This is a genomic window from Lysinibacillus sp. PWR01, from assembly GCF_043359455.1.
GTDB lineage: Bacteria > Bacillota > Bacilli > Bacillales_A > Planococcaceae > Lysinibacillus > Lysinibacillus fusiformis_F.
This window is the reverse complement of record NZ_JBHERJ010000051.1, coordinates 24,955-48,586: the sequence shown is the minus strand read 5'-3', so window position 1 is coordinate 48,586 and position 23,632 is coordinate 24,955. Positions and strand designations below refer to the sequence as shown.

The 23,632-nt window shown below is 34.4% G+C and carries 28 protein-coding genes and 1 pseudogene; 19 read left to right on the top strand and 10 right to left on the bottom strand.

Annotated features, from left to right (window positions below; genetic code table 11):
* Positions 1–347: 347 nt before the first annotated feature.
* The gene (locus ACEVFT_RS09925; RefSeq protein WP_342442845.1) at positions 348–944 is read left to right on the top strand and encodes a TetR/AcrR family transcriptional regulator; all 597 of its coding nucleotides are present in this window, start codon (positions 348–350) and stop codon (positions 942–944) included.
* Between the two features lie 413 nt (positions 945–1,357).
* Here the strand turns inward: ACEVFT_RS09925 and ACEVFT_RS09920 are convergent, their stop codons facing one another.
* A complete protein-coding gene (locus ACEVFT_RS09920) occupies positions 1,358–1,663 on the bottom strand; it encodes a hypothetical protein (RefSeq protein WP_393949495.1) in 306 nt (101 codons plus the stop codon).
* A gap of 224 nt (positions 1,664–1,887) precedes the next feature.
* Positions 1,888–2,010: pseudogene (locus ACEVFT_RS09915) on the bottom strand (BlaI/MecI/CopY family transcriptional regulator); the annotation flags it as partial.
* A gap of 355 nt (positions 2,011–2,365) precedes the next feature.
* Between ACEVFT_RS09915 and ACEVFT_RS09910 the strand changes: the two are divergent.
* The 3 genes from ACEVFT_RS09910 (at position 2,366) to ACEVFT_RS24730 (ending at position 3,770) form a co-directional block, all read left to right on the top strand.
* On the top strand, positions 2,366–2,887 hold the full coding sequence (locus ACEVFT_RS09910) for a hypothetical protein (protein WP_393949494.1): 522 nt from the start codon (positions 2,366–2,368) through the stop codon (positions 2,885–2,887).
* A 64-nt stretch (positions 2,888–2,951) separates the two neighbouring features.
* Positions 2,952–3,377 (top strand): TraX family protein, encoded by a 426-nt coding sequence (locus tag ACEVFT_RS24735; protein ID WP_483869620.1) that lies wholly within the window; start codon positions 2,952–2,954, stop codon positions 3,375–3,377.
* Between the two features lie 78 nt (positions 3,378–3,455).
* Positions 3,456–3,770, top strand: a complete 315-nt coding sequence (locus tag ACEVFT_RS24730; protein WP_483869619.1) for a TraX family protein — start codon at positions 3,456–3,458, stop codon at positions 3,768–3,770.
* 278 nt (positions 3,771–4,048) lie between these two features.
* Here the strand turns inward: ACEVFT_RS24730 and ACEVFT_RS09900 are convergent, their stop codons facing one another.
* Entirely contained in the window at positions 4,049–4,492 is a 444-nt protein-coding gene (locus tag ACEVFT_RS09900) for a TetR/AcrR family transcriptional regulator (protein ID WP_393949493.1), read from the bottom strand.
* 152 nt (positions 4,493–4,644) lie between these two features.
* On the bottom strand, positions 4,645–5,544 hold the full coding sequence (locus ACEVFT_RS09895; protein WP_393949491.1) for a hypothetical protein: 900 nt from the start codon (positions 5,542–5,544) through the stop codon (positions 4,645–4,647).
* 283 nt (positions 5,545–5,827) lie between these two features.
* On the opposite strand from ACEVFT_RS09895, the gene ACEVFT_RS09890 reads away from it, so the two are divergent.
* The 6 genes from ACEVFT_RS09890 to ACEVFT_RS09865 all read left to right on the top strand — a co-directional run bounded on the left by ACEVFT_RS09890 (position 5,828) and on the right by ACEVFT_RS09865 (position 10,354).
* Entirely contained in the window at positions 5,828–6,193 is a 366-nt protein-coding gene (locus tag ACEVFT_RS09890) for a hypothetical protein (RefSeq protein WP_342442849.1), read from the top strand.
* Between the two features lie 86 nt (positions 6,194–6,279).
* Positions 6,280–6,753 (top strand): GNAT family N-acetyltransferase, encoded by a 474-nt coding sequence (locus ACEVFT_RS09885; protein WP_342442850.1) that lies wholly within the window; start codon positions 6,280–6,282, stop codon positions 6,751–6,753.
* Between the two features lie 191 nt (positions 6,754–6,944).
* Complete coding sequence (locus tag ACEVFT_RS09880) at positions 6,945–7,517, top strand: class I SAM-dependent methyltransferase (protein WP_342442851.1); 573 nt, start codon at positions 6,945–6,947, stop codon at positions 7,515–7,517.
* The gene (locus tag ACEVFT_RS09875; protein WP_205442219.1) at positions 7,517–8,104 is read left to right on the top strand and encodes a DedA family protein; all 588 of its coding nucleotides are present in this window, start codon (positions 7,517–7,519) and stop codon (positions 8,102–8,104) included. Before ACEVFT_RS09880 ends, ACEVFT_RS09875 begins: the two co-directional genes overlap by 1 nt.
* Positions 8,105–8,157: 53 nt before the next feature.
* Complete coding sequence (locus tag ACEVFT_RS09870; protein WP_342442852.1) at positions 8,158–8,859, top strand: response regulator transcription factor; 702 nt, start codon at positions 8,158–8,160, stop codon at positions 8,857–8,859.
* The gene (locus ACEVFT_RS09865; RefSeq protein WP_393949487.1) at positions 8,843–10,354 is read left to right on the top strand and encodes a sensor histidine kinase; all 1,512 of its coding nucleotides are present in this window, start codon (positions 8,843–8,845) and stop codon (positions 10,352–10,354) included. The genes ACEVFT_RS09870 and ACEVFT_RS09865 overlap by 17 nt, the downstream gene beginning before the upstream one ends.
* A gap of 6 nt (positions 10,355–10,360) precedes the next feature.
* Here the strand turns inward: ACEVFT_RS09865 and ACEVFT_RS09860 are convergent, their stop codons facing one another.
* Together ACEVFT_RS09860 and ACEVFT_RS09855 are read right to left on the bottom strand one after the other, a co-directional pair.
* Complete coding sequence (locus ACEVFT_RS09860; protein ID WP_205442224.1) at positions 10,361–10,666, bottom strand: hypothetical protein; 306 nt, start codon at positions 10,664–10,666, stop codon at positions 10,361–10,363.
* A 217-nt stretch (positions 10,667–10,883) separates the two neighbouring features.
* Positions 10,884–11,762: a LysR family transcriptional regulator gene (locus ACEVFT_RS09855; protein WP_393949485.1), complete on the bottom strand. Its 879-nt coding sequence runs from the start codon at positions 11,760–11,762 to the stop codon at positions 10,884–10,886.
* 100 nt (positions 11,763–11,862) lie between these two features.
* Here ACEVFT_RS09855 and ACEVFT_RS09850 point away from each other — a divergent pair, with 100 nt between their 5' ends.
* Positions 11,863–13,029, top strand: a complete 1,167-nt coding sequence (locus ACEVFT_RS09850) for a YbfB/YjiJ family MFS transporter (protein ID WP_393949484.1) — start codon at positions 11,863–11,865, stop codon at positions 13,027–13,029.
* 44 nt (positions 13,030–13,073) lie between these two features.
* Here ACEVFT_RS09850 and ACEVFT_RS09845 read toward each other — a convergent pair whose 3' ends face one another.
* A complete protein-coding gene (locus ACEVFT_RS09845) occupies positions 13,074–13,934 on the bottom strand; it encodes a YitT family protein (RefSeq protein WP_205442227.1) in 861 nt (286 codons plus the stop codon).
* Between the two features lie 32 nt (positions 13,935–13,966).
* Positions 13,967–14,506, bottom strand: a complete 540-nt coding sequence (locus tag ACEVFT_RS09840; protein ID WP_205442229.1) for a transcriptional regulator — start codon at positions 14,504–14,506, stop codon at positions 13,967–13,969.
* 183 nt (positions 14,507–14,689) lie between these two features.
* Here ACEVFT_RS09840 and ACEVFT_RS09835 point away from each other — a divergent pair, with 183 nt between their 5' ends.
* The 4 genes from ACEVFT_RS09835 to ACEVFT_RS09820 are packed head-to-tail and all read left to right on the top strand — an operon-like array spanning position 14,690 to position 17,018.
* Positions 14,690–14,941: a PLD nuclease N-terminal domain-containing protein gene (locus ACEVFT_RS09835; protein ID WP_393949483.1), complete on the top strand. Its 252-nt coding sequence runs from the start codon at positions 14,690–14,692 to the stop codon at positions 14,939–14,941.
* Positions 14,925–15,827 (top strand): ABC transporter ATP-binding protein, encoded by a 903-nt coding sequence (locus tag ACEVFT_RS09830; protein ID WP_393949481.1) that lies wholly within the window; start codon positions 14,925–14,927, stop codon positions 15,825–15,827. Before ACEVFT_RS09835 ends, ACEVFT_RS09830 begins: the two co-directional genes overlap by 17 nt.
* A gap of 6 nt (positions 15,828–15,833) precedes the next feature.
* Positions 15,834–16,613, top strand: a complete 780-nt coding sequence (locus ACEVFT_RS09825) for an ABC transporter permease (protein WP_393949480.1) — start codon at positions 15,834–15,836, stop codon at positions 16,611–16,613.
* A gap of 21 nt (positions 16,614–16,634) precedes the next feature.
* Positions 16,635–17,018, top strand: a complete 384-nt coding sequence (locus ACEVFT_RS09820) for a GntR family transcriptional regulator (protein WP_393949478.1) — start codon at positions 16,635–16,637, stop codon at positions 17,016–17,018.
* Between the two features lie 50 nt (positions 17,019–17,068).
* Here the strand turns inward: ACEVFT_RS09820 and ACEVFT_RS09815 are convergent, their stop codons facing one another.
* Complete coding sequence (locus ACEVFT_RS09815) at positions 17,069–18,466, bottom strand: hypothetical protein (protein WP_393949476.1); 1,398 nt, start codon at positions 18,464–18,466, stop codon at positions 17,069–17,071.
* A gap of 850 nt (positions 18,467–19,316) precedes the next feature.
* Here ACEVFT_RS09815 and ACEVFT_RS09810 point away from each other — a divergent pair.
* The 4 genes from ACEVFT_RS09810 (at position 19,317) to ACEVFT_RS09795 (ending at position 22,636) form a co-directional block, all read left to right on the top strand.
* Positions 19,317–19,940, top strand: coding sequence for a hypothetical protein (locus ACEVFT_RS09810; protein WP_393949474.1), 624 nt, complete (start codon positions 19,317–19,319; stop codon positions 19,938–19,940).
* A 133-nt stretch (positions 19,941–20,073) separates the two neighbouring features.
* Positions 20,074–20,436 carry a hypothetical protein gene (locus ACEVFT_RS09805; RefSeq protein ID WP_393949473.1) on the top strand — a complete coding sequence of 121 codons (363 nt, stop codon included), beginning with the start codon at positions 20,074–20,076 and terminating at the stop codon, positions 20,434–20,436.
* 492 nt (positions 20,437–20,928) lie between these two features.
* Positions 20,929–21,567, top strand: coding sequence for a GntR family transcriptional regulator (locus ACEVFT_RS09800; RefSeq protein WP_205442236.1), 639 nt, complete (start codon positions 20,929–20,931; stop codon positions 21,565–21,567).
* A 19-nt stretch (positions 21,568–21,586) separates the two neighbouring features.
* Positions 21,587–22,636, top strand: a complete 1,050-nt coding sequence (locus ACEVFT_RS09795) for a 2,3-butanediol dehydrogenase (protein WP_342442931.1) — start codon at positions 21,587–21,589, stop codon at positions 22,634–22,636.
* 127 nt (positions 22,637–22,763) lie between these two features.
* Here ACEVFT_RS09795 and yiaA read toward each other — a convergent pair whose 3' ends face one another.
* Positions 22,764–23,234: an inner membrane protein YiaA gene (yiaA, locus tag ACEVFT_RS09790; protein WP_205442238.1), complete on the bottom strand. Its 471-nt coding sequence runs from the start codon at positions 23,232–23,234 to the stop codon at positions 22,764–22,766.
* Positions 23,235–23,632: the final 398 nt, after the last annotated feature.

Below are 23,632 nucleotides of genomic sequence, written 5' to 3'. Positions count from 1 at the left end.
CCTAACAATCAGTGAGGGGTGTTTTTTCTATGGGGATAAGAGTGAGTTGTTATTATTCCTTTAAGTAGACAATGTTAAAAATTACAGTACGTTGTAGATAACATCGTAAGGTGTAGTAATGGGTTCGACATTTTTATCTTCAGTATAATAAAATAGACAGTTTACAACTTTATTATATATATTAGTTTTTCGTTTTTGAATAAAGGTGATTATTGGGATTATAATTTACAATTTTATTATGATTTAATTAGATAGTAAACCGAACTGTTACTTAAGAATAAGTTTACAACTTCATTATCTCTTCACAACAGTTTGCCAGCAAGTGTTAAGTAAATGGAGGGAAATATGTGTCTGTACATGAAAAGATGAATTTTGAAACGAAGCAAGCCATTAAAAGGGTTTTTATCCAGCAAGTAGAGGAGGTAGGCTTTGAACGTGTGACAGTAAAGAATTTAGCGTTAGCAGCTGAAATCAATCGTGGCACGTTTTACTTACATTATACGGATAAATATGATGTGATGGAGGATTTGCAGCAGGAGCTATTACTGGAGTTAGAGCGCTATGTTAAACATGTTCAGCCTGTGGATGCTTTTCAAACAGTAAAAATGGGGCAACTCTATCAGCCGTTTATCAAGGTGATAGCGTGTATAAAGGAGCACGCACCAGCCTTTCGTATGTTATTAGGAGAGCAGGGGAGTCCTGCATTTACGCAAAAGATGAAAACGATCTTCGGAAGTCATATTTTGGACAGACTATCACTTATCCGCAAGGAAGCACAAGATCCAGAGTTTCAGCAATACTTACAAGCCTTTATAGCATCAGCCATTTTAGGGGTGATTCAGGAGTGGTTAGACAAGGGGAACGAGAACTTAACAGTAGAAGAAATGGTTGCTCTACATTTTCGATTATTAAGCTTTTTAGGAAATGTAGTAGCTACTATTTAATGGGAAACCGCTACAGCACTTGCTCTGTAGCGGTTATGAATTATAGATGTAAATCTCGTTTTACAAAAAAACGAATCGCTAAACTATAGCAAAGCAAGCCAATGAGTAAAAGCGTACCTAGCATCCACCAGCAGGAGCTATTTTGGTGAATTAATTTAACGGAATCGAACAATGAATAGATTGTGAAGTATTGTAATTTGTCATAGGTAAAATAATTGTTGGTTTAAATATTCCCACTAAAATTGGACTAATATTCGCCTGAAAATAGATAAGATTAACATTACTTTTCAGGTTCACATCTTTTAGTTGTTTCGCTAAAATAGACCACATTCTATCCTCTTTAGGCACTACTACACAATTTCTGTGTATTTTTTGATATACCTCGGTATACATACAAAAACCATAAGCTTATTCTAACAGCGCCAATTAACCAAATCACAAATACAATGTACAAAAATTTCTGATAAGGACATAGTGTTTTGTTCAACAATAGGTAATTGTTGAAATGATAAAAAATCCTGCTCTTTTTCGAGCAGTAGAGGTACACTCAATATAAGAAATACAGGTACTAGAAAAAAGAAAAGGGCTAACTTTCTATTCCAGTAATACCATTTAGCAGTAAGTACCTCGCTTGATAGAGTAGTAATACCATATGAAAGAATGAAAATACTACTGCCAGTGATTGATAAGGTCACTACTATATTCAACCATTCATCCATTTACTCACCTACTTCTCCGAAAGCCAGTGTTTCAATTCATCTAATTCATCATCCGTTACTTTCTCATCGTAGAGTGTTGCTAAAAAAGTTTTCACAGACCCTTGATACATCGTATCTAATAATCTTTTCGCTTCTCTTTGTTTATCATTCTTTAAATGTTACACAAGGGTTATAATGATTCACACGCCATTTTCCTCTTGTAACATTCAATAATCCTTTATCAACTAATTTAGATAAAAAGTATTGATTGTTTGTCCTTGCCAAGCCTTCTCTGAAATGATTTCTAATAATTTACTTGATGTAACCGAACGATTCAAGTTCCAAATAACTTGCATAACTTCCATTTCAGTATCTGTTAATTTGTGGAATTAGGGAAAATTATTCACCTACTTTCTAAAATTATATATTTGCTATTCTCACACTATATTGTTGTAGTGAATGTTACTATATACTTACAGTTATTGTCATTGTATGATGTCGAATTAGATATATCTAAAGTAACTAACCACTTTAAAGATGATTACAATCATACTTAGTAATAATGAAGTTCATGTATTTCTTTTAAAACTTTTAATTAAAATTTTAAAAATATATGTCGAAATTTGTAATGAAAAAAGCATTTACTTTTCTAAATTCAATATGATAGCATCTTAACCAAGAAAATTCGAAATTTCTAAAATTTATAAAAAATGAGAAATTTTCATGAAAAAAATTATAGAAATTATTTTCTTATCAGCTTTATTTACATTTTCTGTAAGTGTTTTTGCTAGTGCTGAAAGTGTAGATTCCATAGTAGAAGAAATAGATGTGGTGTCCTTTGAAGCTCAAGACTTTGAAACTCAAGAAAATGTAGGTGTATCTGCACTAGAAGAAACAGTTGAAGTTACTCCTTATGGTGTATTAAAGCCAAGTTCATCTTCTGTTTGGAACCTTTATACTCAAGGTAGATATGATTTTAGTGGAAACGCAACTGGTTCTGATTTATACACGAATTATTACTTAACTGGAAAAAGTTCTGTGAAAATAGTAATAACAAATCATAGTAGTAAAAATAAATTAGAAGTATCGTTCATGCAGCTTAACACTTTTTTGGACACTACAATCAAGAACTATACTGTAACCCCAGGTGCTACTTTAACTGCATACCCTCCTACAATCAGTAGTAGCGAAAAGTATTACCTTTTATTTAAAGGACCAAGTAACTTTAGTGGATACATCGAATAATTGTTTACAAAAGGGTATGGTTTGTTCATACCCTTTTTAATTTACTTAAGGAGATTTTGATAAAATGAGTACAACTACATTAAAAGTAATTGCACTAATTGCGATGGTGATTGACCACATTTATCACTTTATACCAAATACTCCTGAATGGTTTGGATGGATTGGGCGAATTACTGTCCCTATTTTTATTTATACCCTCGTAACGGGCTTTCAATATACCTCTAATCGAAAAAAATATTTAACACGATTGTATTTATTTAGTTTTGGAATGTCCTTAATGAATATGTTGGTAAATTATATTTTTAGAAATTATGCAGTTGAGGATTTAAGTAATAACTTTTTTGTACCATTATTTCTTACTGCTTTTATCTTATCCATACTTGAAAAAAAACAGCCAAAATACCTAGTTCTTTTTGGTGTATGGCAAATTATCTCGCTATTTCTTTGTGTTTTTTTAGCTGATATAATTCAATTCCCTAATTTCCAGTGAACTGGAGCTAATGGTCTTATTTGGGGTGCTATACTTGGAAATATTTTTTTAGCGGAAGGTGGACCTCTATTCATCATTATGGGAGTATCTCTTTACCTAGTTCGAAATAACAAGGCACATATTGTGATGGTATATACTTTCTTTTCTTTATGTTGTTTCTATGTATCTTATAAATGGGGGCATCTCATGAATATTTGGAACAAGCTGTTATTTCCATTTACAGATTATCAATGGATGATGTTAGCAGCCGTCCCATTCATATTACTATATAACAATAAAAAAGGAGCTGGACTGAAATACTTCTTCTATCTTTTTTACCCTATACATATTGTCATTCTATACCTGATAGGGTTTTATCTTAATGGAGGATTTTCAGCATTGCTTATAAAATAGTCTTTTTTAAATATCATTAATACAAATATGTTTGTATTTCAACTTTGATTAGTATTTCAGAAGTAGCTAAAAGTTGATTATGGATTAATTGTTTAAAATTTTATGAAGAAGATTTGATAACATGAAGAATATTGTAAAAAATTTATCACTATCTGCTTTATTTGTAGTTTCAGCAAATACTTTTGTTAGTGCTGAAAGTGTAGATTCTGTAAAGGAGGAAGCAGAAGAAAATGATGGTGTATCACCTATAGAAGAAATAAATGAGGGTATAACTAATTTTAATTTTCATGGAATAAACCAGTATCAATTCCTTCAAATACCATCGCATAGGAGCTTTTTTGAATAGTGGCATTATAATGATTTAATTCATCTCGGACCTCAAAGCTTGTTTCAGCATAGGTCTTTTTCAAAAAATCAAACAGAGCATGATATTGCTTCATGAGATCAATTTTAACTTTCATGATCTGTTCATAACGCTTAAAAATATCAGGCTCTGTTAAATCAAGTTGACGATTAAGCGCTTCGGAGAATGTATTGGTTGTATATTCATATAAAAATAGATATAAATTTTTTTTACTACCAAAATAGTGAAATAAAATGCCTTTTGAAATATTGGCATGGCTCACAATTTTATTTGTTGAAGCGGTAGCATAGTGATTGATTGAAAACTCCTTTAAGGCAGCATTAATGATTGCTTGACGTTTATCTTCTGCTAAATTCATAAAAGCTTGGTACAATTTTTTACTCCTTTCAGTCATATTTTATGCCATTATATTGAAATTGACTACTGTGGTCAATGTGATTTGGAAAAATAAAAAAGAACATGACTGTGACCATTTCTAATAGTCTCACTCATGTTCTCCATTGTTCTAGTTTACTTATCATAATAATCGTTCAATGCAATTTCTAAACGTTCTTCTAAATGCTTTGAAATATAGCTTAGAACAAATTGCTCTTTGTCCATTTCAATTTGAGTGGACTTGAAAAATTTGGTGAAAAAACCGACTTTATTATTTTGAGAAAATTGCTGTAATGCTTCTGTACGTAAAGTAGAAACAATTTCATTTTCTATATGACGCTCTCTAATCTTTTGGACAATGTCCTTTACGCTATTTTCTTGTAGCTCGGAAATTTGCTTTTGGAGATGTTCATTTTCTTGTTTTAGCTCCGATGTTTCCTTTTGAATTTCCTCTACTTGAAGGGCAGATTCAGAAGAAAATCGTTCGATATTTTGAGCAAGAAAATCCTGATTAAAGTTTACTTGTAAAGTTCCTTGCTCTTCATTGGGTAGAATCTGAAATAGGCCTGTTTGAATCATCTGCTGTAGGACGTTTCCGAGCAAATCAATTTTATGTGATAAATCCTCAGAATCCATGGTCGTTGCGGTAATTTGGTGTTTCAGCAACTGACCGTTATCATCAATACCTAACAATAATTTAATCCCCCTCACACGATACTCATCCTTCAATAATAAAATCATTCGCAATCTTAATATAGCAGGTAGGTTTAAACGAATATTGCTATTTGTATTGGGTGAAGCATTATCAAAAATGTACTGTTCAAACGGTTTTAAATAGTAGCGAAGCATGGCGTCTGTAATATCAAACCAGCCCGCGACTTCTGCGATTGTATAGTGTTTCGATTCATCAATCTCTGCTAAATACCCATCATTATAGAGGTTTTCCTCTAAAGGCGTATGTTGTAGTGCAACAAACAATGGGTCATCTTGCACAATTTCAAGTACCATTTCTTTTGCATCATTTACTTTAAGCATCCTTTCACACCCCACTTTATTTTTCCCGTGACTAAATGTTCTCTATATAGGTTTCTATTCGATTGGCAGCAATTGTATGCCTATTTTATGTAGGAAATAGTCATTAGAACGAAGTACCTTTTAATCTTTTATGAATCTTAAGGGAAATGGTACTGATGTTCAGCACAAAGTTGATACAGAAGGATTACCGTTGTATACATTTATTTTATATAGATAAAAGGGGATTGTTAGTGTAAAATTACACTAAATTAATCATTTTATATTTCAAGGAGGTATAGTTGAAATGAAAAGACTTATTCAAATAATTTTGCTGTTATTTCCATTTCCGTTCTTATTTCATTTTTACGAGTATAATAGTCATCTTTCTAACCAAGAGGCTAGTTTCTTATTTCCGTTATTTCTTTTTTTCATCATTGTAGTAGGTGTGGTATCCAGAAATCGTCATTTAATTTTGTTCTTTGCCATGAATTTTTTAATGACAGCTATTTCTTTGATATTTGGCCATTTTTTTATAGATGATGATGGAAGTTGGTTTAAGCCTTTTGGAAGAGATGTAGCCATTATCTTTGTTTCATTTTTTTATGTTTTAGGACAGTTAATTATAAGAGGAATTAGTAAGGGAATCATGAGAAACAAAGAAAAAGATTAAAATTACAACATGTCATATAAGAAAGAATCATACCTTTATACTGCTGTTATAATATAAAAAAAGGGTTATTTTGGGAGGTGTGAAATATGATTATTACTATTTATACAGCTAAGTATGAAGATTATATTGCGATCAATGATCTTGTGCGAGAAGGGCACGAAGAACATGTTATGAAAGAACAGACTGTTTTTAAAAATGTTGAATCTGTTATGTCCAATATGTATTTTAAAGAATTACTTGAAGATCAAAATAGTGAGATTTTTATAGCCAAGCATAGTGATTTAATTATAGGTTTTGCTGTAGTTTGCATTGAATGTGCACCTCCATTTCATTCTTTAATAGAGCGTAAATATGCGTATATTCATGATTTTGGTGTAAAAAAAGAAATACAAAAACAAGGTGTTGGAAAACGATTATTTGATCGTTGTAAAGAATGGGCAATAGCAAAGGGAGCTACATCTATAGAATTAAATGTTTGGGAATTCAATACCAATGCAATTGAGTTTTATGAGCATTTAGGGATGGAGAGTATAAGCAGAAAAATGAAGATGAATATATAAATTAATCAATCAAGTCACTCATGAATGAAATGAGCGACTTTTTTGTTTACACCTATGAGAATGCTGTTTGCCTACTAACTAAATAATGTAAATTATTAAGAAAAAGTTAAGAATTCTCCTTGCAAATCTTTAAGAAATGCTCTTTATAGTTAGAACCATCAACAATGAAAGCAAAGCGAGGAGAAAACTATATGCAGCTCATCACCTTCCTTACTGAATTTATAAAACATCCGAAAACTATAGGCGCCATATCACCTAGCTCTAAAAAATTAGCGCATAAAATGGTGCAACCTATTTGTTTTGAAACGGCTCGATGCATTGTTGAGCTGGGTCCTGGGATGGGGTCCTTTACAACGGAGCTTGTGAAAAGAAAAAAGCCAGCTACATTGCTTGTTCTTATAGAAAATAATGCGATTTTTTGTGAAAAACTACGTCGGCAGTTTGCTCATGTAGCCAATGTTGTAGTGATTCATGGCTCAGCAGAAAATTTGAAGCAATATATGACGGAGTTGACTATCGAAAAAATAGACTATGTTATTTCTGGGCTACCATTTACATCTTTAAAGGCGGAAGTATCCTGTTGTATTTTAAGAAATGTGAAGGATTGTTTGCACAATGGAAAATTCATTACTTTCCAATATTCACTTGTGAAAAAATCATTCTTCCAAACCTATTTTCAGGATATTTCTCATGAAAAAGTATGGATCAATATGCCACCAGCCTATGTATTGAGCTGTAGGCTTGGAAATACGAGGGTCAGTTAATGGAGCTACAGGATCTGTTACTATTTATCGAACAATATGGCTATTTTGCTTTGTTTTTTAGTTTATGGCTAGGTATTATAGGCATGCCGCTACCAGATGAAATGATTGTCATGAGTGGTGGCTTTCTATCTTCGTTAGAAAAAATGGTCGTATGGAAATCTTTTTTACTCACTTATTTAGGCGTTGTTTCGGGGCTTTCTCTAGGCTTTGTTCTCGGTAAACTATTTGGTCATCGTGTACTTGATAAATTGGTGAAAAAGAAAAAGGCAAAATACTTACTCAAATCGAAAGAATTGCTAGATCAATATGGACGCTTTGCGTTAGTCCTGAGTTATTTTATTCCGATTGTTCGACATATCCTTCCTTACTTGGTGGGAATGAATAATATGTCTTTTAAAACATATGCCTTATTTTCCTACACAACGGGCTTTGTATGGACATTGATTTATTTTACACTTGGTTTATTATTCGGTAGCCAGATTGAGTATATTTCTGTGATTGCTACGAAATATGGTATTTACTTTGGGGTATTCATCTTGATTGTCAGCTGTTTTTATTATTTTTATATACGGAAAATAAAAAAATAGGTAAAATGGTGAAACGTGATTATTGGAAAATATTTGATTAATGGTGGGATTAGATGAGCAATGAAACAATTTTAATTGTAGATGATGAAAAGGAGATAAGAAATCTTATCGCCATTTATTTGAAAAATGAGGGGTTTCATGTGCTAGAGGCATGTGATGGAGAAGAGGGTTTGCAGTTAGTAAAGAAGCATAAGGTTCATTTAATTGTATTGGATTTGATGATGCCTAAAGTAGATGGCATTGAAATGTGTATGAAGGTAAGAGAAATAGCAGAAATGCCTATTATTATGCTGACTGCCAAATCTCAAGATATGGATAAGATTGTTGGTTTAACGATAGGTGCTGATGATTATGTGACAAAGCCCTTTAATCCGTTAGAACTGATTGCCCGCATTAAATCACAGCTTCGTCGCTATTTGAAAATGAGTGGTATTAATAGTAGCAATAATGAGGAGATGGAAGTGGGTGATTTACGTATCAATACAGCGACACATGAAGTTTTTGTGAACAATGAAAGAGTAAAGTTAACGCCAAGAGAGTTTGCTATTTTGGAATTGCTTGTTAGTAATCCAGGCATCGTCATGAGTGCAGAGCAAATCTATGAAAAAGTTTGGAAAGAGGAGGCATTTCAATCAGAAAATACTGTAATGGTACATATTCGAAAAATTCGAGAGCGAATTGAGACAAATCCAAGAAATCCTCAATATATTAAAACCGTATGGGGAGTAGGGTATAAAGTTGAAAAAGATCTTTAGGCTTTTAAGGTTCCCAAGGTTTCTAAAGCATATCGGTGTGAAAATAAAAAATAATATTCAACGTAGCATTCGTATTCAACTGTTTACAACGTTTTTATTATGTGCGCTTGGCAGCTTTTTAGTGGCACGTGCAGTAGTGCCATTTTTTGAGAATATCAATGAAACTGTGATCGTGGATTATAGTGGCAGTATGAAGATGATGTATTACCATGCACAGGATACAGCAGAATTGGCGACCCAAGAAAATAGTGTTGAAGCGTTAAGAGAATTGATTGATCAAGAAAACGGAAAAATAGAAAATGAAGACAATGCTTTAAAAATAGTCGTCACAGATGAGGCAGGTAAGATCTTATATAAAACAAAGCAGGTAAAAGAGCAACAAATCGATTTACATGAAGAAATTAGGCATGTCATGGATTTTACAATGAATCAGCCTTTTGAAAATGCCTATCATGTGATCGAAACTTCCCGTAAGGAATTTACTACATTAGTGCCGTTGACCTTACAAGAAAAAAATTATTATTTCTTTGTTAGTGGGCTACCACAGGGTGAAGCGATTACTAGTACGCGTGAAGGACCCATACCTTTTTTCATTGGTGTTATTTTGTTTATCGTATCATTTTTCTATATAACAAAACGCAAAATGAATCAAATTGAGGCATTAGCGGAGGGGGTTATGGAAATCGCAAAAGGGAATTTAGCCTTTCGTATTGAGAAAAAAGGGCAGGATGAAATTGCTTTACTAACTGATAATATTAATCAAATGGCAGAAGAAATCATGACAAGTATCGAGATGGAAAGAAAAATTGAGCAACAAAAAAATGATCTCATTACTAATGTTTCACATGACCTCAGAACGCCTCTTACCTCGATCATGGGTTATTTGCGTTTATTAAGAGAAGAGAAGTATGAGACGAAAGAGCAATATAACGAATATTTGAAAATAGCCTTTTCGAAATCCGAGCAATTAAAGAATTTAATAGATGATTTATTTGAGTATACCAAGCTAACGAATGATAAAAATACTTTAGTGCGACAACAAGTTTGTGTAAATGAGCTGCTCGAACAACTAATGGAAGAATTAGTACCATTAGCAGAGGAAAAACAACGTATTTTTATAAAACATTTTCCAGAAAAACGAATTTTTGCGGCGCTGGATTCGGAAAAGATTGTGCGAGTATTTGATAATCTACTCATCAATGCGATCAATTATAGTACAGCTGAAGGAAAAATTATGGTTTCTCTTGAGGGACAAAAAAACCATATGCGTATCTGTGTGGCGAATCAAAGTGATGCCTTTACATCAGAGGAGCTTAGTAGTTTATTTGAGAGATTTTATAAAAAGGATCAATCGAGAACAAATGTTACTGAGGGCTCAGGGCTTGGACTAGCGATTGCCAAGAGCATTGTGGAGCTTCACGGAGGAACGATTCACGCTAAATATAAAAACGAGACACTGTACTTTATTATCACATTGCCATTAATAGCCCAATAACCTTGACTACAATGGAAGAATGGTAATGGCATGTTGTGTCTGTACATGTTGTGAAAGCATATCTTGCAGGGTAGCTAGGGTAGCTGTGTTTCTAATTAATAATTGGATTTCTGTCTGCTTGTATTGTCGTTGAAAGTCCATAATATAATCTGCGATGATATGTAAATTATATTGATTTTTAATCTCTACCTCGACGAAAAACGGCAGTGTTAAATCTGGCAGCTTAATACTGCCACCACGTCGAATCCAAATCGCTTCCTGCACATAGTAGCGGATAGGTAATTGGCGGTTACTAGCGATAAAAATATCCATAGAAAACTCCCTTCAGTGTCTAATTACAGCCTAAAGGAAATGCATTCAGTCGTCAAAAGAAAACATGTGAAGAGCTGTTCAGCAGAGAATGATGGGCTGAACAGCTTTTTCAATAGGGAGACGGATAGATTCGAAAAATTGTAGGATAGAATCCCAAAACTGACGGATAGAACTCTAAAACCGGTGGATAGAACCCTAAAACAGATGGATAAAATCGTCAAACCTTTGGATAGTCATAAGCTTCGATAGATTCTAAAAAATACTTTAGTATGGGGGATTGCACTTCATCCTTACGATAAATAAACCATGTAGGAATATGTGCTTGCTTGTTCTTTATCTCGTGCAATGTCAATGTTTGTGTTGCCATGTATTTTTCCGCAATGGCACGAGGGAGCAAGGTAATACCTAACCCAGCAGCAACACAGCCAATAATACCGTCAAGCGTACCAAACTCCATTCGATTCTGTGGTTGAACACCGTCTTCATGTAACCAATGTTCCAAGATGGCTCGATAGGAACAGCCATGGCGGAATGTAATTACGGTGCTACCCTCTAAATCCCGTAGATACTTGATGGGTTTTTGCTTGCTAGATGTGAGAATAACAAGCTCTTCACAGACAAACTCTTTCATCCATATATTTTCTTTATAAACAGGTCCCGTAACAAATGCACCATCCAGTTCATAGTTTTCTACCCGTTCAATATTGTGCTGAGAGGGGCTTGTTAATATGGTGATATCCACCTGTTCATGTGCTTGCTGGAATGTTGTCAACAGCACTGGTAAATGCAGTGCAGCAGTTGTTTCCATCGAACCAATTCGTAAAACGCCTCGTTGTTCCTCTGTATCCTGTATGATTTCAAAAGATTTTTCATAGAGATGAAGCATTTTTAAGACTAACTCGTAAAATTGTTCCCCTTTTGGTGTTAGCCGTATGCCTCGATGCCCACGATAAAAGAATGTTGTACTGTACAGTGCCTCAAGACTTTGGATTTTCATAGAGATGTTGGATTGAGTGTAATTAAGTGCTGTGGCAGCTTTTGAAAAGCTACCAGTTTGGACGACTGTTCGAAAGATCGTTAAATCATTAATATTCATAGAGTCACCAACTATCAATTTTTTTGATACTTATTATAACGAATTGGGTCTATTTGTGATACCTAGATATTCGATATAGTGAAATAGAAGGAGTGATGTTATGCACAAGCAAACCGTTCGATATTTAATCGGTGGCGTTTTTGCTTTAGTAATTGCTATGGGCATCGGTCGTTTTTCGTATACGGTTATTTTACCGTATATGCAAGAAGCATTTGAATTTAGCCGTGCAACAGCAGGTTATTTAGCAACTAGTAATTACTTAGGCTATCTGGTTGGAGCCTGGGTGGCAGGCCGTTTACCAATAGGGAATAAACGTATTCCCTTTTTGCGAATTGCACTTGTTATCAGCATTTTAACAACGGCGTTCATGGGTTTTACAAATGCCATCATAATATGGTACATATTACGGTTTATCTCAGGTGTTATGAGTGCTTTTATTTTTGTTGTTATGACAAGCCTTGTATTAGACCAGTTATCTAGCAGTAGGAATATGCAACTATCAGGGCTGTTTTATAGTGGGGTTGGCATGGGTATTGCATTAAGTGCCGTGATCGTTTCTCCAATACATGCCATGTTCAATTGGAATGGCACTTGGATCGCACTAGCCCTGTTTTGTTTTGTATTGTTTGTCTGGATTGTGCTATTCATCAAACCCATTCCACCAAGTAAACAACTAGCAGAAAGCCAGATAATTATTTCACAGAAAACGCCTCCTCCGTCTTGGATGAAGTGGTTAATCATCGCTTATAGCTTAGAGGGACTTGGCTATATTGTCACGGGCACATTTATTGTATCGATTGCACAGGAGTCGACAAGCTTTCATGGGGATGCAGCCTTTGTATGGTTTGCTGTGGGCGTGGCAGCAATTCCCTCATGTATCGTGTGGTCTAAGCTAGCACAGCGTTATGGTTATGTGAAAATTTTACTCATCTCTATGTTCTTGCAAGCGATAGGCATTATTTTACCTGCATTAGCTACAAATTCGATGATCCTTTATGCTAGTGCCTTTATTTTTGGGGCAACCTTTATGGGTATTACAACGGTTGGGACAACATTAGCAAGACAAATTGTACCAGTTAATAGTCATCAAATAATAGGTTATTTAACGGCAGGCTATGCACTTGGACAAATGATTGGACCATCCATTGCAGGAACACTTGCGAATTTTACAAATAGCTATCAGTATGCATTAATCGGGGCTTCCTTAGTAGTAATGCTGGGGGCATTATGTTTAATAGGGGGCGTAAAATATGATAGTAGTAACTAAATAAAAAAGTAAGTAAGGCGCATCATGCCTTACTTACTTTTACATTAATGGATATCTCGCTTCTTAAAGTTACCACCGCGAACTTCGGATACATCAGAAATGACAACAAAAGCGCCTTCGTCAATGTCCTTAATAATCGAAACTAATTTATTTTCTTCCATACGGTTAATGACACAGTTCAAGATTTCAGTTGGTTCATTGGAGAAGCCACCACGACCATGTGTATAGGTAACACCACGTCCTAAGCGAGCTTGGATGGCGTCGCCAATCTCCTCTGATTTTGCACTAACCACACGTACTTCTTTTGATTTCTCTAAACCAACTTGGATAATATCAATAACGTTTTTGGCAATATAGTAAGTTAACGCTGAGTAAAGAGCACTCTCTAAGCCAAAGATAAAGCTTGCCCCTAAGAAAATAAAGGCATTGATAAATAATATAATATCGCCGACTGAAAATGGAATCTTACGTGATAATAATACAGCTAAAACCTCTGAGCCATCTAAAGCGCCACCATTTCGTAAGACAATCCCGATACCCACACCAAGCAGCATACCACCAGATAAGACAATTAGGAGGGGATCATTTGGGCCTAAAATGGTTTTGACATCATGTAATAAAACCGTCGAAATCGATAAAGCTGCAATGCCGGCACTACTCATTAAGGCAAAGGTTTTTCCAACTTGCTTATAGCCGATATAAATGAACGGAATATTTAATACAAAGAGTAGTACGCCTAACGGGATACCAAAGAGGTGAGCCCCCATAATACTAATACCTGTTACACCGCCATCAATAACCGCATTTGGAATTAATACGGCCTCTAGTCCGTAAGCGGCAATAACTGCACCAATAATTATCATAATGAATTTTCGTATATTTTCTAGTGACTTTCCTTTTTTCATAAATCTTCTCCATTTCTTTACGTCAATAGTACCTAAGGTTTTGGAATAATATTTAGAGCAATTGTTTTAGTCTCAGAACCTTTATTTGAGTCGGTCATATTATAGTATTTAGTTAATAAATCGTTTAATTCATTTTCAAAGTTTTTGAATTGATCGTTCGTTAACGTTAGGTCGATTAAAGAAAATGTTGCTAAATCTGTCGTGCTTTCTTTTTCATCAAGTGAATGCAAATAATTTTGATATTGAGATAGTAAAGCCAATTGATAGTAGGAAATATAATTTAATTTTTGCTTGGTTGTGAGTTGGGTCCAATCCTCCTTGCTAAGTTTTGCTGCTCCTTCATTTAATGCATAAAACTTCTCTGTAACAGAACGAACTTTTCGCTCTTTCACAATTTTTATGATGTTTTCATCGACTAAAATTTGGATATGACGATATAGAGTAGCTTGTGGTACATCCTTAATGACAGAAATCATCTCCAATGTGCTTAAACCCTCTTCTTTATTGTGCATCAGAGCTTGTAAAATTTTCATTCTCACAGGGTGCATTAATACCTCTGCTTTATTGCGCATAAACCGATCCTCCTACTAGAAAATGAGATAGTATCAAGGGAAGCATTCAAATGTTATCAATATGAGAACATTATCAAAAAATATACTATAGATTTTTTTTTCAGATGTACAGTAAAAAGGTAATGAAATTTTTTCATCCATTTGTTATCATTATCGATAATGATAATGAAAGGAGCTATAAAAATGAAATTACACTATGGTTTTGAAGACTTAAATCAAATTGATTGGGCAAGCATACTACCAATCCTTTTACCATTTGTACTCGTAGGTTTTTTACTTATCACTGTTGCACTAATTGATTTATATAAACACCGAGATACGAGAGAAAATATACTGATGTGGGCAATGATTATTTTGTTCTTTAATACAATTGGTTCTGTTCTATATTTCGTGATTGGTAGAAAGGATGTCAATAAACATGCGCTTAGAAATTAACAATATTACGAAAAAATTTAAACAGAAAGCGGCCGTGAGCGGTTTTTCAATGGTTATAGATTCGAATGAATGTGTAGGGCTTATTGGACCAAACGGGGCAGGGAAATCCACATTAATTCAGATCATTGCTGACATTCTTTATGCAGATGAAGGGGACATTGTACTTGATGGACAAAAAATTTCAAAGATGAAAAATCATATTGGTTATTTACCGCAGTATCCTAATTTCTTCTCGTGGATGACAGCATCTGAAACCTTATCCTTTATGGGGACACTTTCTGGTATTTCAAAAAATCAATTACAAAAAGACATTCCAATTCTTTTAGAAAAGGTGGGCTTAGGGAAAGAAGCAGATGCTCATGTTGGAACATTTTCAGGGGGGATGAAGCAGCGTCTTGGCATCGCACAAGCTTTATTACACAAGCCAGCTTTCATCATTATGGATGAACCAGTATCAGCACTAGATCCAATTGGTAGACGTGAAGTGCTGAATCTATTAAAAGACATAAAAAAAGAAACGACCATTTTACTTTCTACGCATATATTAGGCGATGCGGAGGAAGTTTGTGAGCGCTTTGTGGTCATTAAAAATGGTTACAAAATAGAAGATGCAACAAAATTAGAGTTACTTAATCGCTATCAAGATCCAGCTATCTTTTTAATGATTCAGAAGAAAGATGTTAAGTGGCTCACAACGATTGAACAGTTACCATATGTAAAGAAAATCGAAAGTTGTGGTGATGGTTTTAAAGTATATGTCAATCAATTGGAAGCAGATGCTCAACGATTGCTACAGTACGGATTGGATTCAAACGTGGTATTTACAAAGTTTGATCTTGGCATTCAAGAAAGCTTAGAAGAAATATTTTTAGATTTGGTGGTGTAAAGTGAAGTGAATACGTTTCTAGCATTAAGTAGAAAAGAAATGAATCAAATGACAAAGGAATATAAAGTCGTTTGGCTACCAATTGTCTATATCCTCCTAGGCTTAACTCAGCCAATCATGATGTATTTTTTACCTGCTATTTTACAATCTATGGGTGGTGTTGAAGGGATTATAATTGATCCTACAATGGCAAAGCCAGGGGGAGAAGAAGTGCTTGCCTCAACCCTTAATTCGCAATTTGATCAATTAGGTATAATCATCCTTGCCATTGCAACGATGGGGATTATTCAAGGAGAAAAGGCCAATGGGATGATGGCATTTATTCTAACAAGGCCAGTATCTATCTCGTCCTACTTAAATAGTAAACTCCTTACTCATTATGTTTTAGCTGTTCTATGTATTACGCTTGGCTATGCAATGTCCTTTGGCTATACATCTTATTTATTTACCTCTGTACCGATCACTCGTGCATTGATCGCTTTAGCATTTTATTGTATTTGGCTGTTGTTTGTCATTACATTTGTTGCCATGATCAGTACCTTTTTTAATAGTTCACCATTTATTGCTTTAATCAGTATTAGTGTCTTATTTATTTGTCGTTTTTGTGCTGGCTTACATCCAATCTTAGATGTAATGAATCCTGCTAGTAATAGTTTGTATGCTACCACGATATTAATGACAGGTGACGTAGAAACATGGTATGGCTTTAATATTGTTGTCACACTGTTACTTGTACTATTCATGATGGCTATCATGCATCATTTTATTGCCAAAAAGAAATTTTAATATGGAGGGAATTCTCGACAAATGAATGTAAAAATAAATCGAAGAAGTAAAATTCCATATTATCAGCAGTTAACACAGCAGGTCCTTTTAGCAATAGTGACTGGAAATTTAACACAGGGGGACCAATTGCCTTCTATTCGTAATTTAGCAGCACAAACAGACCTCAATCTGCATACGGTTCATAAAAGCTACAAGGAGCTTCAAAGGAAAGGCATCATCACCATTAAACCGCATTCTGCAGCATTGATAATAGTAGATTCTAGTAAAGCCATGCATTTTTCCATTCAACAAGTAGCGAAGGGTGTCGAGCAAATCATGGTAGAAGCTAATATTTTGGGGATTAATGGATTTCAATTAAAGCAGATATTTCATGAATCTTTTCGAAAATATTATGCGGATAGTTAAAATAGCGTGAAAGAGATGGCTTCCAAAAATAGGCCATCTCTTTGTTGTCTTTAAATCAAAAATACCGCTACAATCGTTGTCACAACCAGTCCAATGACTACTGGGATTAAGTTACGCCTTGCCAGCTCAAATGGGCTGACATTACAAATAGCAGCGGCTGGGATTAATGCCCATGGAATTAGTGTTCCGCCACCAACCCAAATAGCTGTGATTTGCCCTAAAGCTGTTAAAGTTGCCGTTCCTTCACCAATGGCATTGCCGAACAAACTGCCAACAGAGCCAGCCAGAGAAATTCCTGAGAAGCCAGAACCATCTAATCCTGTAATAGCGCCAACAACTGCTAGCGTGACAACGGCAATTTCCTTTGTTAACGGAACGATTGCTGCAAGACCTACACCAAGATCATTGACAATACCGTGTGAGGTAGCGGGAAGGTGATCACCAAGAATTTGTGTAAAGCCAGCATCTCCAAGATAAAAGAAAGCAGCAATTGGAATTACGGGTCCGAAGACTTTAAAGCCGAATTGAAATCCTTGAATCAAATAACTTGTTGTTTTTTCTAGTCCCTCTGATTTATGGGCAACAACACTAAGCAACAATAGAATAAAAACAGAGGTTCCCCCGATTAAAGCCGTAGCATCGCCACCTTGCAATTTAAAAACAGACATTGCAACAACATCCAAGATGAAAGCTATAGGAATAAGTACAGCAAAGAATCGTTTTTGCCCGATCGATAGTAAATTTTCCTCCATTGCTTGTGAACTATCTTCGTCTTCCTTGGTGGCAGTGTTTAAAAGTAAAGTGCCTCGTTTCATATCACGTCGTAAGAAAATATAAGCAACAATTGTCGTCACAACGCCCATTGTGATAACAAGTGGAATACTGGCTGAAACAACATCGCCAACCGGGATACCAGCAGCATCAGCCGTTAATTTTGGAGCCCCTTGAATGACAAAATCACTCGATAACGCAATACCATGCCCAAATAAGTTCATCGCCATGGCAACACCTAGTGCTGGGAGGCCAGCCCGAATCGCAACAGGTAAGAGCACCGCCCCTAACAGAGCCACTGCAGGTGATGGCCAGAAAAACCAAGAAATAAACATCATTAATAGTCCAATCGTCCAATAAGCTAGTGCTGGTGTTTTAATGATCTTTGTGAAAGGTGCAACCATAACCTCATTAATACCTGAAGACATCATGACTCGACTCATCGCCACGATAATCGAAATAATAAGAATCGTTGATAACAGCTCTGTTATGGCATAAATAAAGCTGTTAAACACACCACTTATGGACGAAGTAAAATCGCCAGTCGCAACAATCGCTAGCATAAAGATGCCTACTACACAAATGAGGGTGGTATCGCGACGTTTAACCATAAATCCGATGATGAGCACAATAAAAACAACGTAAATCCAATGGAGAGCTGTGAATTCAATCCCCATATGTTTCCCCCTCAATAATCTGATTCTATAGAATATGAAGAGAAAAAAAGATGGTGATGATTTCAAAAAAATTCTGGAAAATTAGTTGCAAACTTAAAGTAGGAGCTAATAACAAGTTTAGTTGAAAAGTAGAAAATGTCATTTCATTAAATCGTTATCCTTTAGTTTTAAGGGGAGATTATAGAATGTCTATTGGAATATTAGCTGTTGAGAATTTAGGTGTCATTTCGCAAATGCCCTTGGTAATCTAAATATGTGAAGTTTATTCTTTAACTCTAGTTTGAGATGGACTTGATCCAAATGATGCACCATGTGTTGGGACTTCGATTGTAGTATTAGTTGCTGTTTCACATAAGAAACAGAATGATTTAAATTAGTTGTTTAACTAATGGATGGCTTAGAGGAATAACAAGTACAAAAATAATCAAATTTTATTATTAAAATCCATGCTAAGTAAAAAGGATAAATCTATTTTAAATAATCATTTTTAAAAATGAAGTTTGTTTATGTAGCTTTAAGATTTTAAATCAAGAATTACTCAATAATGGAAGTATTATTAAATTTAATGATTATTTAGAAATCAAATAAAAATACATTTCTAGATAATTTCGCAAAGTATATATACTGTAACAAGCAATTCTTAGTATTTATGACATAATACGTTATCTACCTGAACTCAGAACTGAAACATTACGGTCATGTCATTTGTCAAAAAAACAACGCTTTCAAATCAGGTTTTCTGAGAGTTTATTTTAGCTTTATTGTGTAAATATAAGGTTGAAAATTATGAATACATGTATTAATATGTATTTAAATGTAAATACAGGAAAATTAGTTTGGGGGTCATACTATGAAAAAATTTGTAAAGTTATTATTTACATCCTTTTTATGTTTGAGCATTTCCTTATCATTAATCACCTGTGTGTCTGCAAGTAAAAATGTAAATCTTGAAAAATCTATTAGTCCATATCAGGAAGTGCTGAATAAACTGACTAATGAATTTGGCGTAGAATTTTATATTAATCCAGAAAAAAAGGAACACTTTTATAACAATGTAGGAGATATGAGCACAGATGAATTAGAAAAATTACTAAGAGAACAATATAAAGAGTTCTTAGATAATTTTTATAATGATAAGCTATCTAATAGTGAATCTGCGGTTTCTCCATTATCTACTAGTGAAAATATTACTCAACTAGTTGCATTAAGCTATAATTCTTCAATGTACTTGAACTCAAATGTTTTTAGTGCATCAGGTAATCAAGGAACTTTCACTTATCAAAGTATAAAATCATATGGAACAACTTGGCCATCAAGTTTTACAGGTTATCATTGGGAAGTTGATAGTGCTTCACATAAATTAAGTAGTGATTTAAAAAGTTGTACAGTCTCTCTAAGAGGACATCCAGAAGATGCTAATGGTGTTGCACTTGCACTTTCTTTAACAGCATCAAATACATTCTATGCAAATTAGTTGGTTTATTTATTTAAAACAGGCATACAATTATAATGTGTGCCTGTTTAAAAATGAAAAAAATAAAGATGTGTTTATTATTAAATAATTCGGATATAAGTAAGGGGAAAGGAACAATAAAGGAGAGAAAAACATGAAGAAGATAATAAATATTACATTGATTTGTATCATGGTTTCTGTTTTTTGTTCAACTACTCATTATAATGCTGAGTCAACATATGACAATGATATTGAGTTATTACTCGTACCTTACAATAAAATATTGATAAAACTTAGTAAAGAATATGGGATAGAAATGTATATTCCAGAAAAAAACAAAGAAAAGTTTTTAAATAGCATTCAAAATATGACGCCTAAAGAATTTGAAAACCGACTAAGACAACAGTACAAGGAATCAAAGAAATATATTAATCAATCTAATGGAAAAAGCAACTTTTTTTATCCTCAACCAATCCCTAATGCAGAACAAGTTGTACCGGCAATTCCGTTAAATTAATAACTATAGAAAAGGTCAGGTGCATAAAGCCTGATCTTTTTTTTGCATATTTATAAAGTTTTCTATTGTGGCTTTTTTGCTGATTCTTGGAAAGTTCGATGTATCTCTTGGGCTTTTAATCGAAGCAGTAAATGATAATACAACTTATTACTTCAAAAAAGGAAAATAAGTAAATCCTATTTAGAAGTTTATTGTAAAATTAGGCACACTAAAATGAAATGCTTAGTGCTTTGGAATATTTGATCCACCTCTCTGCGAACAATCCCGCTGTACTTCGCTCATCAGCTTAATAACACTTTCTTAGAATTTGATATTTCTTTTAAAAGATACTATATCCGAAACAAGATAATTGAAAGAAATGAATTTATAGATTAAAATACTTTTATAGATTATCGATAATCTATAATCCATAATATATAACGCTTTTAGCTAATCACCCTATACACTGAACTATGTTAAAATAAAAGGATATAAATTTATTGGAGTGGTTTAATGGGGTTTGATGAAAATTCAATTTCAAAAAAAACAATTTCTGAGCAGATAGCGGAACGATTATTATTTCGCATATTTTCTGGTTATTATGAACAAGGTCAGCGCTTAATCGAAGCGGAAATTGCAAAGGAGTTACAAGTAAGTCATGCACCTGTTCGTGAGGCCCTTTATCTTTTACAAAAAGATGGTGTAGTTGAAAAAGTACAACATAAAGGTGTAAGAGTAAAGATTATAACGGATCAGGAATTAAAGGATTATTTGGAAGCGCTTTATCATCTATTGGATATTGCACTTACCGAGTGTGAATCTAAATGGACTGCCGATTTACAAAATGAACTATTACTTCGTTTTGAAGCGATGAAGCAAAGAAAGTCTGCTGAAAATATTTATGAATATGTTGTTTCGTTTGCTCACTTGCTACAATTGTTTTTTGATGTTACAGGAAATATTGCCATGCTACGATTCTTTAAAGAAACAATATTTGTTACCAATGTAGCTGCACAAACAAAATGGAAAATGAATCTAGTTGAATCCTACCATATGTCCATCAATACATTTATCAAGTGTATAGAAGTGTCAGATTTTGAAAATGCACGAATGGCTATTAAGGATGTTATTTTATGGTACCAATTTAAATAATTTTTTGGGGGTAACATAAATGAAAGCTGCAGTTTGGCATGGTGTGAAAGATATTAGAGTCGAAGAGGTTGAATTACGAGCTTTAAGAGAAGAAGAAGTGAAAGTAAAAGTAGCATGGGCTGGTATTTGTGGAAGTGACTTACATGAATACGAAGAGGGTCCGGTTTTCGTACCAGTTGATGTAAAAGCTGAATTAACAGGTGAAGTTGCCCCACTTACAATGGGACATGAATTTGCTGGTATCATCGAAGAAGTTGGCTCTAAGGTTACTGACTTTAAGGCAGGGGACCGAGTTGTCATCAATCCTACACTAACGTATAGAAATAAACATGAAGATGTCGATCGTTATGATGGATTTAACTTCATTGGCTTACATGGAAACGGTGGATTTGCGGATTATGTTAATGTCCCTGTAACAAATGTACACCGTTTAGCAGATAACTTAACATTACAAGATGGCGCACTGGTAGAACCAATGGCTGTTGCTGTACAAGCAGTCAAAGATGCTGGAGTTACATTAGGGGATTCTGTTGCTGTATTTGGGGCTGGACCAATTGGATTATTAACAGTAATCGCTGCAAAAGCATCTGGTGCTAGTAAAGTTATCGTATTAGATTTATCGGATGATCGATTAGAAAAGGCAAAAGAATTAGGTGCAACCCACGCTATTAACTCAGGTAAAGAAAATCCTGTACAAGCTGTTCGCGCGATTGTTGCAGATGGGGTTGATGTATCCTTTGAAGTGGCGGGAGTTGCTCCTACATTTAAACAAGCAATTGATGTAACAAAACCTCGTGGAAACATGATGATTGTTTCGATTTTTGCAAGACCAATCGAATGGAATCCAATGCAACTTACAAACACAGGCGTTAATGTATTATCATCCATTGTTTATACACCGTCCATTTTCCAAAGAACAATTGATGCAATGAGCGCTGGTCAACTAAATCCACAAGGGATCATCACAAGTCAAATTGAACTAGATGAGATTGTTGAAAAAGGATTCAAAACGTTAACAAATGACAAAACACAATCTAAAATTTTAGTCGAGATAAGTGGAGAAAATTAATAAAATTGATAGGAGTATGGCTTATGACAGCCATGCTCTTTTTTTATAGTCTGGAGGAGCATGGAGCTTAAGAAAAAATGACAAAAGGAATCGAGAATGAACTTCTCGACTCTTTCAGTAATATAACCTATTCTCTTTCTCTTGCTCTCTGTGTGTCTCTAATATTCTTTTGAACCGTGATGGATGCAAATAAACTAAGAACAAATGACATACCATAAAACCCTTTTTCGCTTAAAACAATACTGCCAGCATTATATAACCCAATGCCCATTAATGAAATAGATACAATAAGTGCAACCCAACTAATACCATAATAAATATTCGTGACAGGTATTCCCTCTTCTTTATCTCTTACTGCTTTTTGTAAAGATATTGCTGAATAGAGTCCAAATACTAAAACAGCTAAGTAATATCCTTTCTCGTTTAGTTGCATCGTTGCATTAAACAAGCCTATAAAATAAGCAGTAACACCTACTAACAATGCAGCCCAGGAAGCCCCTTTGAAAGCAGCAGTAGGTTCTCCCTCTTTTCTTTCTACTTTGATTTTCGGATCAGGCTGTTTTCCCTTATCTAATGAGTTCTCATTTTGATCAGACAATGAATCGTTCTCCTCCTTCTATCACTGTATAAAAACATTCTATCATTCTACAGGGATGTTATGAGAATAGAAATTTCTCTAAATCGCGCTTTTTAATAATAAAATAACTTTTCTTAAAGGAGGCAGCTTTAAATTGGACCACTATTTCGCGGGAATATGAGAGTCAATGTGGCTTCATCAAATCTGAAGGCACTCTTATCATTCCTTGGTACATTTGTGCTCTTCACCTAGAACAATCTTTTGCTGTCCTTCGTTGCAATTATTTTGTAGAGATAGGAGCTAGATGTATAACTTTTTTTCATATTATTCAAATTGACAGCTGAATATGTTAGTGGATGTGGTAGCGTATTATTGCTGTGTCCACTGCTTTTTTCGATTCGTGGCAGCTCTGAACGAAA

Bases quoted from the DNA above. Each gene is read 5' to 3' on its own strand.
- ACEVFT_RS09880 (WP_342442851.1), top strand. From the start codon at position 6,945: ATGCAGCTCATCACCTTCCTTACTGAATTTATAAAACATCCGAAAACT.
- ACEVFT_RS09900 (WP_393949493.1), bottom strand. From the start codon at position 4,492: ATGAATTTAGCAGAAGATAAACGTCAAGCAATCATTAATGCTGCCTTA.
- ACEVFT_RS24730 (WP_483869619.1), top strand. From the start codon at position 3,456: ATGGGAGTATCTCTTTACCTAGTTCGAAATAACAAGGCACATATTGTG.
- ACEVFT_RS09850 (WP_393949484.1), top strand. From the start codon at position 11,863: ATGCACAAGCAAACCGTTCGATATTTAATCGGTGGCGTTTTTGCTTTA.
- ACEVFT_RS09835 (WP_393949483.1), top strand. From the start codon at position 14,690: ATGAAATTACACTATGGTTTTGAAGACTTAAATCAAATTGATTGGGCA.
- ACEVFT_RS09910 (WP_393949494.1), top strand. From the start codon at position 2,366: ATGAAAAAAATTATAGAAATTATTTTCTTATCAGCTTTATTTACATTT.
- ACEVFT_RS09885 (WP_342442850.1), top strand. From the start codon at position 6,280: ATGATTATTACTATTTATACAGCTAAGTATGAAGATTATATTGCGATC.
- ACEVFT_RS09870 (WP_342442852.1), top strand. From the start codon at position 8,158: ATGAGCAATGAAACAATTTTAATTGTAGATGATGAAAAGGAGATAAGA.
- ACEVFT_RS09855 (WP_393949485.1), bottom strand. From the start codon at position 11,762: ATGAATATTAATGATTTAACGATCTTTCGAACAGTCGTCCAAACTGGT.
- ACEVFT_RS09860 (WP_205442224.1), bottom strand. From the start codon at position 10,666: ATGGATATTTTTATCGCTAGTAACCGCCAATTACCTATCCGCTACTAT.
- ACEVFT_RS09810 (WP_393949474.1), top strand. From the start codon at position 19,317: ATGAAAAAATTTGTAAAGTTATTATTTACATCCTTTTTATGTTTGAGC.
- ACEVFT_RS09805 (WP_393949473.1), top strand. From the start codon at position 20,074: ATGAAGAAGATAATAAATATTACATTGATTTGTATCATGGTTTCTGTT.
- ACEVFT_RS09800 (WP_205442236.1), top strand. From the start codon at position 20,929: ATGGGGTTTGATGAAAATTCAATTTCAAAAAAAACAATTTCTGAGCAG.
- ACEVFT_RS09795 (WP_342442931.1), top strand. From the start codon at position 21,587: ATGAAAGCTGCAGTTTGGCATGGTGTGAAAGATATTAGAGTCGAAGAG.
- ACEVFT_RS09815 (WP_393949476.1), bottom strand. From the start codon at position 18,466: ATGGGGATTGAATTCACAGCTCTCCATTGGATTTACGTTGTTTTTATT.
- ACEVFT_RS09830 (WP_393949481.1), top strand. From the start codon at position 14,925: ATGCGCTTAGAAATTAACAATATTACGAAAAAATTTAAACAGAAAGCG.
- ACEVFT_RS09820 (WP_393949478.1), top strand. From the start codon at position 16,635: ATGAATGTAAAAATAAATCGAAGAAGTAAAATTCCATATTATCAGCAG.
- ACEVFT_RS09875 (WP_205442219.1), top strand. From the start codon at position 7,517: ATGGAGCTACAGGATCTGTTACTATTTATCGAACAATATGGCTATTTT.
- ACEVFT_RS09840 (WP_205442229.1), bottom strand. From the start codon at position 14,506: ATGCGCAATAAAGCAGAGGTATTAATGCACCCTGTGAGAATGAAAATT.
- ACEVFT_RS09920 (WP_393949495.1), bottom strand. From the start codon at position 1,663: ATGGATGAATGGTTGAATATAGTAGTGACCTTATCAATCACTGGCAGT.
- ACEVFT_RS09845 (WP_205442227.1), bottom strand. From the start codon at position 13,934: ATGAAAAAAGGAAAGTCACTAGAAAATATACGAAAATTCATTATGATA.
- ACEVFT_RS09895 (WP_393949491.1), bottom strand. From the start codon at position 5,544: ATGCTTAAAGTAAATGATGCAAAAGAAATGGTACTTGAAATTGTGCAA.
- ACEVFT_RS24735 (WP_483869620.1), top strand. From the start codon at position 2,952: ATGAGTACAACTACATTAAAAGTAATTGCACTAATTGCGATGGTGATT.
- ACEVFT_RS09890 (WP_342442849.1), top strand. From the start codon at position 5,828: ATGAAAAGACTTATTCAAATAATTTTGCTGTTATTTCCATTTCCGTTC.